The organism is Kibdelosporangium phytohabitans (assembly GCF_001302585.1).
Lineage (GTDB): Bacteria > Actinomycetota > Actinomycetes > Mycobacteriales > Pseudonocardiaceae > Kibdelosporangium > Kibdelosporangium phytohabitans.
This window is the reverse complement of sequence record NZ_CP012752.1, coordinates 6,195,229-6,210,121: the sequence shown is the minus strand read 5'-3', so window position 1 is coordinate 6,210,121 and position 14,893 is coordinate 6,195,229. Positions and strand designations below refer to the sequence as shown.

At 69.4% G+C, this 14,893-nt stretch carries 13 protein-coding genes; 7 read left to right on the top strand and 6 right to left on the bottom strand.

Annotated features, from left to right (window positions below; genetic code table 11):
• Nucleotides 1–15: 15 nt before the first annotated feature.
• Both AOZ06_RS28145 and AOZ06_RS28140 read right to left on the bottom strand, forming a co-directional pair.
• Entirely contained in the window at nucleotides 16–1,383 is a 1,368-nt protein-coding gene (locus tag AOZ06_RS28145) for an FAD-dependent monooxygenase (RefSeq protein WP_054292151.1), read from the bottom strand.
• A complete protein-coding gene (locus AOZ06_RS28140; protein WP_054292150.1) occupies nucleotides 1,380–2,339 on the bottom strand; it encodes an MBL fold metallo-hydrolase in 960 nt (319 codons plus the stop codon). Before AOZ06_RS28140 ends, AOZ06_RS28145 begins: the two co-directional genes overlap by 4 nt.
• A 227-nt stretch (nucleotides 2,340–2,566) precedes the next feature.
• Here AOZ06_RS28140 and AOZ06_RS28135 point away from each other — a divergent pair, with 227 nt between their 5' ends.
• On the top strand, nucleotides 2,567–3,520 hold the full coding sequence (locus AOZ06_RS28135) for a hypothetical protein (RefSeq protein WP_054292149.1): 954 nt from the start codon (nucleotides 2,567–2,569) through the stop codon (nucleotides 3,518–3,520).
• A 190-nt stretch (nucleotides 3,521–3,710) separates the two neighbouring features.
• Here the strand turns inward: AOZ06_RS28135 and AOZ06_RS28130 are convergent, their stop codons facing one another.
• Together AOZ06_RS28130 and AOZ06_RS28125 are read right to left on the bottom strand one after the other, a co-directional pair.
• Complete coding sequence (locus AOZ06_RS28130) at nucleotides 3,711–4,961, bottom strand: helix-turn-helix domain-containing protein (RefSeq protein WP_169798991.1); 1,251 nt, start codon at nucleotides 4,959–4,961, stop codon at nucleotides 3,711–3,713.
• Between the two features lie 45 nt (nucleotides 4,962–5,006).
• The gene (locus AOZ06_RS28125) at nucleotides 5,007–6,536 is read right to left on the bottom strand and encodes an MFS transporter (protein WP_054292147.1); all 1,530 of its coding nucleotides are present in this window, start codon (nucleotides 6,534–6,536) and stop codon (nucleotides 5,007–5,009) included.
• 93 nt (nucleotides 6,537–6,629) lie between these two features.
• Between AOZ06_RS28125 and AOZ06_RS28120 the strand changes: the two genes are divergently transcribed.
• On the top strand, nucleotides 6,630–7,265 hold the full coding sequence (locus AOZ06_RS28120) for a TetR/AcrR family transcriptional regulator (RefSeq protein ID WP_054292146.1): 636 nt from the start codon (nucleotides 6,630–6,632) through the stop codon (nucleotides 7,263–7,265).
• Between the two features lie 82 nt (nucleotides 7,266–7,347).
• On the opposite strand, the gene AOZ06_RS28115 is transcribed toward AOZ06_RS28120, so the two are convergent.
• On the bottom strand, nucleotides 7,348–7,848 hold the full coding sequence (locus tag AOZ06_RS28115; protein ID WP_054292145.1) for a peptidylprolyl isomerase: 501 nt from the start codon (nucleotides 7,846–7,848) through the stop codon (nucleotides 7,348–7,350).
• 92 nt (nucleotides 7,849–7,940) lie between these two features.
• On the opposite strand from AOZ06_RS28115, the gene AOZ06_RS28110 reads away from it, so the two are divergent.
• From AOZ06_RS28110 to AOZ06_RS28090, 5 genes are all read left to right on the top strand, one after another.
• Nucleotides 7,941–8,330, top strand: a complete 390-nt coding sequence (locus tag AOZ06_RS28110; protein ID WP_054292144.1) for a GntR family transcriptional regulator — start codon at nucleotides 7,941–7,943, stop codon at nucleotides 8,328–8,330.
• Nucleotides 8,327–9,142 (top strand): ABC transporter ATP-binding protein, encoded by an 816-nt coding sequence (locus tag AOZ06_RS28105; protein ID WP_054292143.1) that lies wholly within the window; start codon nucleotides 8,327–8,329, stop codon nucleotides 9,140–9,142. Before AOZ06_RS28110 ends, AOZ06_RS28105 begins: the two co-directional genes overlap by 4 nt.
• On the top strand, nucleotides 9,139–10,032 hold the full coding sequence (locus AOZ06_RS28100) for an ABC transporter permease (RefSeq protein WP_054292142.1): 894 nt from the start codon (nucleotides 9,139–9,141) through the stop codon (nucleotides 10,030–10,032). Before AOZ06_RS28105 ends, AOZ06_RS28100 begins: the two co-directional genes overlap by 4 nt.
• Before the next feature lie 454 nt (nucleotides 10,033–10,486).
• Nucleotides 10,487–11,266: a 1-acyl-sn-glycerol-3-phosphate acyltransferase gene (locus AOZ06_RS28095; RefSeq protein WP_054292141.1), complete on the top strand. Its 780-nt coding sequence runs from the start codon at nucleotides 10,487–10,489 to the stop codon at nucleotides 11,264–11,266.
• 10 nt (nucleotides 11,267–11,276) lie between these two features.
• Nucleotides 11,277–12,059, top strand: a complete 783-nt coding sequence (locus AOZ06_RS28090; protein WP_054292140.1) for a 2OG-Fe(II) oxygenase family protein — start codon at nucleotides 11,277–11,279, stop codon at nucleotides 12,057–12,059.
• Here the strand turns inward: AOZ06_RS28090 and AOZ06_RS59140 are convergent.
• Complete coding sequence (locus AOZ06_RS59140; protein ID WP_225952923.1) at nucleotides 12,047–14,791, bottom strand: NB-ARC domain-containing protein; 2,745 nt, start codon at nucleotides 14,789–14,791, stop codon at nucleotides 12,047–12,049. The genes AOZ06_RS28090 and AOZ06_RS59140 overlap by 13 nt on opposite strands.
• Nucleotides 14,792–14,893: the final 102 nt, after the last annotated feature.

Below are 14,893 nucleotides of genomic sequence, written 5' to 3'. Positions count from 1 at the left end.
CCAGACGGCACGACCTCAGAACCGGGCCAGCGCGTAATCCAGCTCGGCGTCCGACGTGACCACCGCGGCGACGTAGGCGTCCGGCCGGATCACCCAGATCTCACCGGGCCGCACGCCGAGCTTCTCCGCCATCGGATCGCCGTACCGCACGACCTGCAAACCGTCCCGGGCGACGGCACGGACCTGTTCGGGCACAAGCAAACCCGCCGCGCGGTGCGAACCGTGGGTCAGCGGCGAGTCCCGATACGGGTGCGGTTCGGACAAACGGCCGGAGTTCACCTTCGGGTGCACCGACGGGTCGTGCCGGGCCTGCTCCAGCACGGACAGCCGGCGCCGGTGCTGCGCGTCGTCTCGCGGCACCAGGAAATCCATCGTCTCGCCGGTGACGCGGAGGTTCTCCGTCGCCGCCGCGTGCCGTTCGGCGTGGTACGTCTCCAGCAGATCCGTCGATGCCTTGCCCTGCACCACGAACGCGATCTTCCACGCCGCGTTCTCCGCGTCGGCGACGCCGGAGTTCAGGCCACGCGCGCCGAACGGGGCCATCAGGTGCGCGCAGTCCCCGGCGAGCAGGACCCGGCCGACGCGCAGGCGTGAGGCCACCCTGGAGTGGAAGCGGTACACCGACCGCCAGATCACCGAGTAGTCCGCCTCGCCGAGGATCGCCCGGATCCGGCCGTCCAGGTCGTCGTCCTGCACCGCGTAGCCGGCGGGCACCTGCCAGTCGATCCGGAACGTCGAACCGGGACACGGGTGGATCAGCACCTGGCGGCCCGGGTTCCACGGCGGGTCGAAGTAGAACCGCCGCTCGTGCGCCCAGTCCGGCAGGTCCGCGCGGATGTCGCAGATCAGGAACTGGTCGTCGAAGGATCGGCCGTCGAACGTGACGCCCAGGGCCGACCGCAGATCCTCGGCCCGTGCGCCCGCGCACAACACCACGTGTGACCCGCGCACCCCTTGCCCGCCCGCGCACGTCACCGTCACGCCATCCGCGTCCTGCTCCAAACCCGTGACGTGGTGGTCCCAGCGGACGTCGACCAGCGGCTGCCGGGCGATCCACGAGTCGAGGATCTCCTCGGTGCGGGCCTGCGACAGGTTCACGAACGGCGGCAGCGTCCCGCCGGCAGGCAGGTCGACCGCGAACAGCTCGGTGTCCTGGTAGAACGTCCGCGCGGTGCGCCACGTCAGGCCCTCGGCCGCGATCCGCGCCCCGGCCCCGACCGAGTGCCAGATGTCCAGCACGTCCCGCTGCTGGCAGATCGACTTGGAGCCGACGGGATCACGGGCCGGGCGCCCGTCGAGCAGCACACTCGGCACACCCCACCGGGCCAGCAGCAGTGCCGTGGTCTGGCCGACCGGTCCGTTGCCGACGACCACCACACTCATGCCAACTGGTCCCAGACTTCCCGGTCCCGCTTGGCGGTCCAGATCACCGGACGTTCGATCCCCGCCAGTTCGTCCCACGCCCGCGAGACGTCGAACGGCAGGCAGTGCTCGAAGATCGGCCACCGGCCGTACCGCGGGGACAGGGCGGCGTGCGTGCGTTCGAAGGCCTCCTTCAGTGTCCCGCCCGCGTCGAACACCGCCGAGACCTCGCGGAGCATCACGTCGAGGAAGGTGCGGGTCTGGTCGATGGCCGCGTCCACACCGTCGCGGCCGTGGGTGACCGCGCCGCGCCCGCCGATCAGCACCTCGGCGCCGAAGGCCCGCACGTTGTCCAAAGTGGAGGTCGACCAGTCGCGGTGGAACGCGTCGCCGGTGTACAGCGCCGCCTGCGCTTCGACCAGGTCGCCCGCGAACAGGATCTTCCTGCGCGGCAGCCACGCGACGATGTCGCCCTCGGTGTGGCCCCGGCCGCAGTACTGCAGCACCAGTTCGCCGCGCTCGCCGCCGAGGTCGATGGTCAGCCGGTCGGAGAACGTCAGCGTCGGCCACGTCAGGCCGGGCACCGACTCCGGTGACTTGGCCAGCCGGGGCATCCGGGCGAACTCGCTGGCCCAGTCCTCTTTGCCGCGTTCGGCGATGAGCGCCTTGGTGTTCTCGTGCGCCACGACGACGTCGGCGTCGAACGCGGAGGCGCCGAGCGTGCGGACGGCGTGGTAGTGCGACAGGACCAGGTAGCGGACCGGTTTGCCGGTGTGCTCCCGGAGTCTGGCGAGCCATTCGCGTGCGGCGACCGGTGTGGCCAGCGCTTCGAAGCAGACGAGGAAGTCCTCGCCCTCGATGGCGCCGACGTTCGGGTCGCCTTCCGCGGTCAGCGCGTAGACACCGTCATCGAGGATCTCCAACGTCTGTTCCTTGTCGGCGAGGTCGGCCGACGAGGCGAAGCTCTTGTGGCTCACCTGCTCGACTGTAGCGCGTGGGGAAGCGGTCCCGATCGGTCCGTGAGTAGGTAGTGGCGCGGCTGTGGTTGGTCCTTCCGGGTGACAGCGGGGAATCGGCGGCGTTTCACGGATGGGGGAACGGCTGTACCAGCTCTTGGCGGAATGGTACGTTTCCGTCGCCGACAGGATCAGCCGTCGCCGCTCATTTTCTACAAACCGGCCACCTGAGGGAAGAATTCCGTACCGTGCGCACTGTCGGTGAGATCGTGAAGGAAGGCCTTGTCGCCCTGCGCAAGGCGCGGGGCGTGCAGTCGAAGGACCTGGAAACGCGGATCACCCCGGAGTTCGCCGAGCTTATCGGCACGACGATGGACACCGGTACGGCGTTGCGGGCGAAGGTCGTCGCCTATCTCGACGAGCTGATGACCGGATTGCCCGAACCATTGGTGAGGGTCGCGCGCAGTGCGCTGAACATCCCGCCCGCCGCCGACGGCAACACATTGAACCAGCGGCTGACCGCGCTGGCGGCGGAATTCTTCTTCGACACCAGAACAGCGCGCAGGCGGATGGACGAGGCCTTCGAGCGGATGGTGTCCAACGCCGACCGCGGCCAGGTGCCGCCACCGGGAGCCGGGCACGGCGGGACCGGCTGGTACGTCGACGCGTTCGAGGCGGTGCTGCGCCTGGACCTGGCCAGCCCCGAGGCCGTCGAGCGGCGCACGATCGTGGCCACCGCCGAGTCCCTCGACAAGATCGTGACCTCCATGGATGTGCCGAAGAACCCGTCGAACGGCACCGCGCCGGTCGGCGTCGCCCCGGAGATGATGTTCGGCGGCCTGATCGCCGCGACCGGCCAGGGCTCCAGTACGAACTTCAGCACGGAGATCACCCTGCCCAGGGCGCTGCACCGCGGCGAGCGGCACACCTACGGGCTGATCCAGCGAATTCCGCCGGGCCAGCGAATGGAGACGCGGTACGTCTACGTGCCCTACCGGCAATGCCGTTTCTTCAAGGTGGTCGTGCGGTTCCACCCGGATCGGGTGCCGTCGGAGATCTGGCGGCACGACGGCGTCCCGCACAGCGCGGTGCACGACGATCCGGTGCCGGGGACGGAATTGGTTCCGGACCGGGCGAACGAGGTGAGCGCGCAGTTCCGGGAACTGATAAACGGGTGTGCGTACGGAATTCAATGGCGGTGATGCCCGGAGATCACGGCATCCGGGGCATCACCGCCTTCACGGACGCATCAGTGCGGCTCCATGGTTTTCCTCCTTCAGGAAGCCATGCGTGCAGGAAGACGTCGACCTTCGCGGATGTGCCACCGGTGGTGACGCCAAGAATGGCCGCGGGCCGGCCGGATGAGGAAGGCGTTTCCTGGGCTCTTCTCGGTCAGGAAACAGGAAACCCGAACAGCGCGGCGGTGATTTCGACGTGCAATTGTTTCGCCGGCCGGTAGTTGTGCCTGCGCGCCATGGCCCGGGTGAGCCTGCGCAGCTCGGTCCGCGCGGTGGACGAGCCGATCGGCTGGGCGATGTCGATGACCTGCGCCGCGACCTCGCACATCCGGTCGAGGTCGCTGGTGGCCTCGTAGGCCAGGGCGAGCCGGGCGCCGTACATCGCGCGGGCCCGCCTCGCGGTCGGCGCGGTCTGCGACAGCGCGCGTTCCAGTTGCTCGGCTGCCTGCCGGGGCCTGCCCAGGTCGTAGGTGCACCAGCCGGACACGGCCAGGTTCAGATCGGCGACGCTGGTGGACCCGAGCGGTGATCCGCCCGGCCCGTCCCCGGTCCCGGTGGCCAGCAACGTCTGCGCGCGGTCGAGCGCGGACTGGCAGTCGTTGCCGTTGTTGAGCATGGCGTGGCCCTGCGCCTCGCGGTGCGCCGCGAGCGCACGGACCCGTTTGTCCGCGCCACGCTGGGCTTGCGCCTGCTGGGCAAGGGAGATCGTGCGCAAGGCGTCGTGGGCGTACATGGCCAGTTCGGCTTCGCGCACCAAGGTGTACGCCGCCAGGGCCGTGTCGCCCGCGCCGGTGGCCAGGTTCGCCGACTGCCGTGTCCACGCCAGTGCGGCCTGGTTGTCGCCGGCTTCCTGGGCCATCCAGCCCGCGAACTCGGCGTACCGGGCGGCGAGGATCTCGAATGCAGCCCGGGTCGGCGGGTCCTGTGCGGCGGCGGCCAGTTCGAGCAGCGTGCAGTACTCGACGCCGACTGTGCGCAGCACCAGGCCTGGCGCGCTTTGCTGGCCCCGTCGGCGAAGCTGCTCGAACTGGTCGCGGTAGTACAGCCGGGTCTGCGGGTCCTCGCCCGCGGTTTCCGCGTCACCGTCGCTGATGCCCAGCGGCAGGAACAGCGCGCTGCCGAAGGCGAGGACTTCCCGTCTGCTGGCGTGCACGGCCTCGGCGTGGTCCGGGCTGTACACGTTGTGTCCGTTGTGTTCTGCTTGTCCGACTAGTGCGGCGAGGTCGCCGTCGGCGCCGAGTGCGGCGTCGGCCAGGCGGGCGAGCTGTTCGGTCGGGGACTGCCTGCCGGTCTCGATCTTGCTCAGGTAGCCCTTGCTGAAGTTCAGCCGCTTGGCCAGTTCGCTCAGCGAGACCTCGGCGTGCACCCGCCGCCGCCGCAACTCGGCGCCGAATTCGTGACTCACCCACCGCACCTCCCTCTGGCACGGTACTGATGTGACCGGTGTTCGCTAGGCCGGTTGGCTCGCAACCGGCTCCTGCGCCGGCTTGCGCGCAGGTACCCGTCGCAACACGAGCATCACGAACGCGGCGATCACCACCGACCCGACCGCGGCGAGCCACACGATCCACTGCATGCTGCCGACGAAGCTCTCGTTCGCGGCGCGCAGCAGCGGTCCGCCCAGCTCGGCGGGCAGGTGCGCGGCCGTCTGGTGGGCCGCGCCGAGGGTTTCGCGTGCCGGGCCGACGATGTGCTCGGGCAGGTTCGCCTGGTACACCGCCGCGGCGATGCTGCCGAGTACGGCGATCCCGATCGCGCCGCCGAACTCGTTGGCCGTCTCCGACAACGCCGCTGCCGCGCCTGCCCGGTCTTTCGGTGCCGTGGCCATCACCAGATCGGTGGCCACCGTGACCACACCGCCGATCCCGAAGGCGAGCAGCACCTGGGACGTGACCACCCAGCCCAGTCCGCCGGTGCTGTCGACCTGTGCCAACAGGACATAGGCGCCGGCGGCGACCAGCAGGCCCATCCCGACGAGCAGGGCCGGTCGCATCCGGGCCGACAACGCGGTCGCCACGGTGACGCCCAGTCCCATCCCGGCCATGCCCGGCAGGTTCCACAACGCGGCTTCCAGCGGGCTCATGCCGAGTACGAGCTGCAGGTACTGCGAGATGAACAACCCGAGCCCGGCCATCAGCGCGAACGTGATCGCGCCGGTCGCCACCGCGCCGCTGAACTGCGGACGGCGGAACAGGTGGATGTCGATCATCGGGTGCTCGGCGCGGCGCATCCGGCGCAGGAACAGCGCGCCGAGCGCGAGGCCGATGGCGATCCAGCCGAAATACTCCCAGGCCACACCGTCCGCGGCGATCTTCTTGATGCCGTAGATCACCGGCAGGATGGCCGCGAGCGACAGCAGCGCGCCCAGCACGTCGAACCCGCCGGGCCGGGAGTCGCGGAACTCGGGCAGCAGGACCGGGCCGAGCGCGAGCAGCAGCACCATCACCGGCACGTTGAGCAGGAACACCGAGCCCCACCAGAAGTGCTCGAGCAGCACGCCGCCGGCGATCGGGCCGAGCAGTGCGCCGCCCGCGAAACCCATGGTCCAGATGCTGATCGCGACCTGGCGCTGGCCGGGGTCGTGGAACATGGTGCGGATCAACGACAACGTGGACGGCGCGAGCGTCGCGCCGCCGACGCCGAGCAGGCCGCGAGCGGCGATGAGCATCTCGGTGGACGTCGAGAAGGCCGCGATCACCGAGGCGATGCCGAACAGGGCGGCGCCCGCGAGCAGGACCTTGCGGCGGCCGAACCGGTCGCCGAGGGTGCCCATGGTGATCAGCAGACCGGCGAGCACGAACCCGTACAGGTCCAGGATCCACAGCAGCTGGGTGCTGCTGGGGGAGAGGTCCGCGCTGAGCGCGGGCAGTGCGTAGAACAGGACCGACAGGTCCATCGAGACGAGCAGGCACGGCAGCACGATGACCGCCAGCCCCAGCCATTGGCGCCGGGTGGCGCGTGCGGGCGGGTTCGTGTCCATGAGGCCCCCAGAGGTTGCTTACAACGTAAACACGACGATGTTTACAAGGTATACTCGGGTCCGGACAATGGGCAAGCGGAATTGTGAGGTGCCATGGGGCGGCCGAGTCTGAGCCGGGAGCAGATCGTCGCGACGGCCATCGAGGTGGCCGACGAGGGCGGTCTCGACGCGGTCACCATGCGACTGGTCGGGCAGCGCCTCAACGCCAGCGGGATGGCTCTCTACCGGCACGTGGCCAACAGGGAAGCCCTGCTGGAAGCCATGATCGACGCGGTGGCGGGCGAGTACGGCTACCCGGAGCCGCGTCCGCCGCACTGGCGGGACGCGCTCACCGCGCTGGCGCGGCAGGACTGGCGCTCGTACCTCGCGCACCCGTGGTTCCTCGCCGCGACGGCCACCTGCCGTCCGGTGCTCGGACCGCGGATGCTGGAATCACTGGAATGGGCACTCGCCGCATTCGACGAGTGCGAACTGGGCTCGCACGACAAATTGCGGCTGCTCGGCGTGGTCTCGTCCTACGTGCAGGGGCTGGCGTTGACCTCGACCCAGCAGGGGGAGGGGGAGAGCGTGTCCCAGTACTGGCGCGACCGGGTGGTGGGCACCGGCATGCGGCGGCTCGAGCAGGTGGCGGCCGAGGTCAGCGACGAGACCGCCGACCTGGACGGGGACTTCGAATTCGGGTTGCAGCGCGCGCTCGACGGGATCGCGCTGTACCTGGAAACGCGGTAGGGGCGGAGGCCGGGCGGGACGCGAGGTCCCTGCCCGGCTCCGTCACCCGAACGAGTCGGGTGGGTCGGGCGTGTCGGTCGACTCAGTCGACGACCTCGGCCTTCTCGATCACCACGTCCTGCGTCGGCACGTCCTGGTGGCCACTCGCGTTGCCCGTCTGAACGGCCGCGATGGCGTCGACGGTCTCGGTGCCCTCGACGACCTTGCCGAACACCGCGTAGCCCCAGCCCTGGCCGGCGGGCGCGGTGTGGTTGAGGAAGTCGTTGGTCGAGGTGTTGATGAAGAACTGCGCGGTGGCCGAGTGTGGGTCCGAGGTACGGGCCATCGCCACGGTGTAGTGATCGTTCTTGAGGCCGTTCTGGGCCTCGTTCTTGATCGGCGTGCCGGTCGGCTTCTGGCGCAGACCCGGCTCGAAGCCGCCGCCCTGGATCATGAAGGTCTTGATGACGCGGTGGAAGATCGTGCCGTCGTAGTGCCCGCTGTTCACGTACTGCAGGAAGTTCGCCACGCTCTCGGGGGCCTTGGCCGCGTCGAGCTCGAGGACGATCGGGCCGTGCGACGTGTGCAGCTTGACTTTGCTCATGCGCCCATTCTGCACAGTGCTCATCACCCCCGTTGACCCCGGCCGGACCGTTGTGGCATGCTTTCACTAGTTAATTAGTGAAAGGGTGTTGGGTGATCGAGTTCCGGATCGACCGCCGCTCCGGTACGGCCACCTACCAGCAGATCGTCGACCAGACCAAGCACGCGCTGCGCCTGGGAATCCTGCGGCCGGGGGATCGGCTGCCCACCGCCAAGGAAGTGGTGGCGGCCACCGCGATCAACCCGAACACCGTGCTCAAGGCCTACCGCGAGCTGGAACGCGAGGGCCTGGTCGAGGGCAAGCGGGGGATGGGCACGTTCGTGTCCCGCTCGCTGGCGATACCGAGCGTGGTCGCCGAAGGGCCGCTGCGGGACGAGCTCACCGGGTGGGTGAGCCGGGCGCGGCAGGCGGGTCTGGCGCGGGAGGACGTGGAAGCGCTGGTGAAGGCCGCGCTGGACGAGAACTACAAGGGGGACATGTGACCGCTGAACTGGAAGCGGTGGACCTCGGCAAGAAGTACCGCCGGGGCTGGGCCTTGCGGGACTGCAGCTTCGAGCTGCCGGAGGGCCGGATCGCGGCGCTGGTCGGACCGAACGGCGCGGGCAAGAGCACGCTGATGCGGCTGGCCGTCGGGTTGATCCCGCCGACCGCGGGCCACGTGCGCGTACGCGACACCGTGGCGTTCCTCGGCCAGGACAAGCCGCTGTACAAGGGCTTCACCGTCGCGGAGATGCTGCGTGCGGGCGCGTCGATGAACGCCGAGTGGGACAACGACTACGCCACCCGGCTGGTCAAGGAGGCCGGGGTGCCGTTCGACGCGAGGATCCGCACCTTGTCCGGCGGGCAACGCACCCGGGTCGCCCTGGCGGTCGCGTTGGGACGCAGGCCGAAGCTGATCCTGCTCGACGAGCCACTGTCCGACTTGGACCCGTTGGCGCGCAAGGACGTCATGCACGCACTGCTGGCGGAGGTGGCGGACACCGGGATGACGGTGCTGCTGTCGTCACACGTGCTCGCCGACCTCGAAGGCGTCTGCGACTACCTGGTGCTGCTGGCCGGCGGCCGGATCCGGCTGATCGGCGACGTCGACGACCTGCTGTCGGAGCACCGGGTGCTGATCGGGTCCAAGGAACTGGCCGTGCCGGATGTGTCCGTTGTCGACAGCAGGACCACCCAACGGCAGACCACCCTGCTCGCCAGGACGACCACGGTCGCCGACGGGTGGGACCTGCACGAGCCGACGCTGGAAGAGCTCACGCTGGCGTACCTGCGTTCCGCGAAGGAGGCGGCGTGATCTGGGTGACCTGGCGCCAGCAGCGCGCACAGATCCGCGCGGTGTTCGGCATCGTCGCAGTGCTCTCGGCAGTGCTGGTGTACATCCGGTCGGACGCGGTGTCCCTGCTGCCCGACACGGCGAAAGTCAATGACCGCTACGGAATGTTCCTGCAGTACTTCCAGCTCCTGATGCTGCTGCTGCCCTCGCTGATCGGCATGTTCGTCGGGGCACCGCTGATCGCCAGGGAGGTCGAGCACGGCACGCACGTGTTCGGGCTGACCCAGTCGGTGAGCCGGACCCGGTGGCTGGTCACGAAACTGGCGATGGCAGGCGGATCGCTGGCCCTGGCGATGTTCACCCTCGGCCTGGTGACGGCGTGGGCGTTGGCGCCGTTGAACTACCGGTCGGCCCGGATGGAACCGCCGATCTTCGAGGTCCAAGGGCTGACCGTCGGCGTCTACGCGTTGCTGGCGTTCGCCGTCGGCGCCACCGCGGGACTGATGCTGCGCAACACCCTGGCCGCCATGGTGCTCACGCTGGCGGTGTGCGCCGTGTTCATCGTCGTGATCGGCAACGCCGTGCGGCCGCACTTCGCCGAACCCATGACCATGCACGTACCGATCGAAACGCGCACCAGCATGAGGGTGCCCGACGGCTCGTGGTCACTGAGCTACGGCTATCTCGACGCGTCCGGCCGGCCGATCGAACTCGACATCGACAAGTGCGCACTGGCAGGCCGGGCATTCGTCGAGTGCGCACAGGGCCAAGGTGCCGCGGAGGAGTTCGTCCGCTACCACCCGGCTGACCGGTTCTGGCAGTTCCAGTTCATCGAGTTCGGGCTGTACATCCTGCTCAGCGCCGGTGTGCTCGCCGCCGGAGCGTGGGCGTCGCGGCGACGGCTGATCTAGCGAAACCCTGGTGCGCGGAGGCTGGTTCAGTGCGACAGGCCCGTGACGAGTTCGTCGCGGCTGGTGACCCTGGTTTGCGGTAGATCGCTTTGAAGTGGTCGTTGACCGTGTGCACGGACAGGCTGAGCCGGGTGGCGATCTGTTTGGCCGGGATCCCTTCGAGCGAGCCCGATCACCGATCGTTCTCGCGGGGTGATCCCGTACCAGGCCGTGATGGCGGGCAGCAGAACCCCGGCGTGGGCGGGGGTTGTGTCGTGACGGCCACGTCACCGATCGACGCGCCGTCCAGGGGGTGCGCACGCGGTGCAATGGACCTGCCAGGCCATCACCAACCAGCGCTGGTTCTGACGCCGAGGCGCGCCAGGAGGGATGCCCGCTCCGCCGTGCAGCGGGCATCCCGCGACCTCGGCCGAAACCCCGCCTTCATGATCGATCCGGCGCTAGACTGCGACCCGTGGGGGATGTCGAAGCAGCGTTGGACGAGCGTGATCCGGAGTTCATCCGCAGGCGCCTGGCCGACACGTGGCCGTTGGTGCGGCGGTGGTTCCGGGCGGAGGTGCGCGGGCTGGACCTGATCCCGGACGGTCCCGCGCTGGTGGTGGGCAACCACTCCGGCGGCAACCTCACGCCGGACTCGGTGATCCTCGCATTGGCCTACAACGAGTACACCGGCGCTGAACGGCCGTCGTACGCGCTGACCGACGACATCGGGCCCACGTCGACCCGCTCGTCGTTCTTCCGCAAGTTCGGCGCCATCAGCCCGAGCCCGCAGCACGCCAAGGCCGCGTTCGACCGCGACGGTGTCGTACTGGTCTACCCCGGCAACAACGAGGTCCACCGGCCGAGCTGGCAGCGGCATCGCATCGATCTCGGCGGCAGGCTCGGCTGGGCCAGGCTCGCGCGTGACCACAACGTCCCGGTCGTGCCCGCGGTCGCCATCGGCGGGCAGGAAACCGCGCTGTTCCTCACTCGCGGTGAGACGCTGGCGCGGGCACTGCGGCTGGACCGGCTGTTCGGCGTCCGTGAACTGCCGCTGTCGATCGCACTGCCGTGGGGCCTGAACGTGGGGGATTTCTTCGGGCACATCCCGCTGCCGTCCAAGATCGTCATCCAGCTGCTGCCGCCGATGACCGTCGGCGACGATCTCGACGCCGCCTACCACGAGATCACGGGGCGGATGCAGGACACACTGACCGGACTGGCCGCGCACCGGCGGTTCCCGGTGATCGGCTGAGAGGCGAACCATGATCTGGGACGAGCTGGCCGCGAACGGCCACACCGTGGTCGACCTGCCCGGCCAGCAACAGCTCTTCGACCAGGCACGCGCCTTCTTCGACCGGCCGCCGGACGCGAAGCTCCGGCACAGCACCGAGGACTGGAACTTCGGATACCGCGCACAGGGGCACGAATACGGCATCACCCCGGACCGGCCGGACCTCAACGAAGTCTTCACCTACTGGTCCGACGATCCCAGCCTGGTGCCCAACCACGAACTCATCGGCGAGTTCCTCGGCGCACTGCGGGCGTACTGGCACCAGGCCGGCACGGCGGCGCGGACCGTGCTCGACGCGGTGGCAGCGCACTTCGAGGTCGAGAACACCGTGGACTTCCTGAAGTCCTCGCACATCCAGATCAACGACTACCGGTCAGCCGGCGAGACCAGGGACCTCCTGCAGGACAGCCACGAGGACGGCCACCTGATCACGCTGCTCACCGCCGACGGGCCCGGTCTGGAGATCGTGCGCCCCGACGGGGTCTCGGTGCCGCGGATCGAACCGGGCCAGGTGCTCGTGATGGCGGGCAGCGTGCTGACCGCGATGACCGGCGGCGCGGTCGAGCCGGTGTACCACCAGGTCCGCAACCACCGGCTGGACCGCCGCGTGTCGATCATGTACTTCGTCAACCCCGACGTCGGCGCGCCGATCACCCCGTTCGTCCACAACGAACACAACGCGGGCGTCGACATCGCCGACCAGGTCCGGCGCAACCCGGAGAAGTACGGCCTGCCGCCGCTTCAAGGCGTGTGACCGCCCGGCCGGATACCGAGCCGGGTCAGGCGCGCGGCTGCCCTGGTGACGTCCCAGCGGGCGCCCAGCGACGCGAACGACCGCACGGCTTCCTCGTACGCTGCCGCCGCGTCCCGGGGCAGGTTCCGCTTGGCCAGCAAGGTCGCTGCTTCCTCCAGGGCCGACGCCAGCTCGACCGGCCTGCCCACCGACCGGTAGTGCGAGACAGCCGTGAGCGCCGGTTCCGGATCGCCGGTGATGAGCGCCTGACAGCGAAGCAACGCGGCACGAGCCCTCGCCGGCACCCGCTCCCGCGCGGCCTCCATCTCCGCGACAGCCAACGCTTCCTCGGCCCGCGCGGTGTCGTGGACTTCCAGCGCTATCCGGGTCACGTCCGGCAGCCACTGGTGGCGCAGCATCATCTCGGCGTACGCGGGATCCAGCACGGGCGCCAGTTCGGTCAGTGCCGCGACCGGATCGCCTCGCCGCAGGGCGGCGACCGCACGGGCCGCCAGCAGGAAGTCGCAGTTCTCCCGGGCCGATTCGGTGATCAGCGAGTACTTCTCGGCGGCGTCGAGATTGGCGGCCACCGCCGCGTGGTCCTCGCGCCTGCCCGCGATCAGCGCGGAGACACCGTGCAGCAACAGACCTTCCGGCCCGGCGTCCATCAGACCGGAGTACGTGATCGCCGGACCGTCCTCGGTGATGGTCCGCAGTTCGAGCAGCGCGTCGTCCCACCGGCCGGTCCAGTAGTGGTGCACCGCGGCTGACACGTGCGGTCCGACCGGCAGCCGGTGTTCGGCGGCCAGTCCGGCGGCCGAGCGCAGGGTCGCGTCGGCGTCCGCGATCCGGTCGAGGTTCTGCAGCGTGAACAACCGGTTGTCCAGCAGGGTGAAGTGTTTGTCGGCCAGCTCGGGCGTGCCGCCCACCATGGCGATGGCCGCGTCGATGTGCCGCAGCGCCGCCTGGTGGTCCCGCCGGATCGAGTCGACCAGCCACCGGGTCTGCAGCGCGTGCGCGGCCAGGTAGTCGTCGCCGTCGCGGGTGGCCTCCGCGTACGCGGCTTTCGCGTCCACTTCGGCCTCGTCGATGTCGGTGACGTCCCGGCACAGGTGCGCCAGCAGGCTTTTGCGCCGCTGCCGCCACGTGTCCGGCACCACGTCGTCTACTGTGGACTCGGTCAGGGTGCGGATGGCCTCCTCGCGTCTGCCGTTGCGGTAGATGATCGCCGCGAGCAACTGCCGCAGCTCCTCGGTCCGCGCCGGGTCGGTCGACGCGGTGAGTGCCTGCCTGGCTTGGGATTCCGGGTTGTGGGTGAGCCGGAACAGCACGCGCACCAACGCCACCAGCAGCACTTCCCGGGACGGGTCCGGTGGCCCGATGGTCGCCAGCACGCGTTCGAGCAGATCGGCGGCGAGCAGGTTGAGGTGTTCGGTGTTGAACCAGTCCAGCGCCGCCTGGGCATCGGGTATCGGATGGAGGTGGGTACCGGGCACGGGCGGTTCGAGCCGGATCAGCCTGGCGTGGGCGGGGGTCAGGAACTGCAGGCCGGCATGGGCCGTGTGGATGTAGAAGTCGACGACCCGCCGCAGCGCTGCCTCCCGTGTGCCGTCGGACAGGTGCCGGGCGGCGGCAGTGGCGTAGTTGCGGATCAGGTCGTGCATGGCGTAACGACTGTTCGCGTGGCGGTCCAGCAGGGACGCGTCCTCCAGAACCCGCAGGATGTCCCGTGTCCGCTGGAGCGGCAGGCCGGTGAGGCTGGCGGCGGCGGGCAGGCCGATGTCCACGCCGGGGGTGATGCTCACCAGCGCGAACACCGTGCGCTGTTCGGTCGTGAGGCCGCGCAGCGACCAGGACAGCACGGTGGGCAGGCTGGCAGTGGGATCGTCGTTGTCCAGCGCTGCCAGGCCGAGGTCACGCAGTTCGGTGACGAACTCGCTGAGCGGGATGTGCGGCCGGGTGTGCGCGTGACGGGCCATGATGGCCAGAGCCAGCGGATAGTGCCCGCAGAGCCGGATCAGTTCGCCGGTCGCGTGCGGTTCGTCGGTCACGCGCGCCGGGCCGAGGCGGCGCCGCAGCAAGGCATGCGCTTCCTCGTTCTGCAGGGTGTCCAGTTGCAGGTGGTGCGCGCCGTAACGGTCGATCAGGGCGGCGAGTTTGTTCCTGCTGGTGACCAGGACACAACAGGTGGTCGTGCCAGGCAGCAGAGGCACGATCTGGTCCGTGCTCGCGGCGTTGTCCAGCAGGATCAGCATCCGCTTGCCGGCGATCTTGCTGCGGTACAGGGCGGCCTGCGCATCAGGGTCGGCCGGTACGTGCTCCGGGCTGACACCCAGGGCGCCGAGAAAACCGCGTAACGCTGCCAACGGGTCGAGCGGTCTGCCGTCCGGACTGAAGCCGTGCAGGTCGACGAACAGGTGCCCGTCGGGAAACCGGGCCGCGTTGCGGTGCGCCCAATGCAGCGCCAGCGAGGTCTTGCCGATACCACCCGCGCCACCGATGGCCGAGATCAGCACCATCTGCCCGTCGCGTTCGACTTCCGCCACCGGTGCGGGAACTGCCAGCGAATGGTCGAGGACGTCCAGCTCCGTGACCCGTCCGACGAACGCGCTCATCGGCAAAGGCAGCTGGCGTGGTACGACGGGAACGGCCGGGCTGTCGGATTCCTGGTCGGCGGAGCGCGGTGCCGGGCCGGTCCGCTCGTAGTGCTCTCGCCACACGGCCAGATCGAATGTCGCCTCGGATACGGGCAACCGGCGAGCATTGGCGTGCTGCCGGCACGCCGTCACGAACGTTTCGACAGTGTCCCAGCGCGGCCTGCCCGATCCGGTGAGCAGCGTTCCTGTGGTCGATCT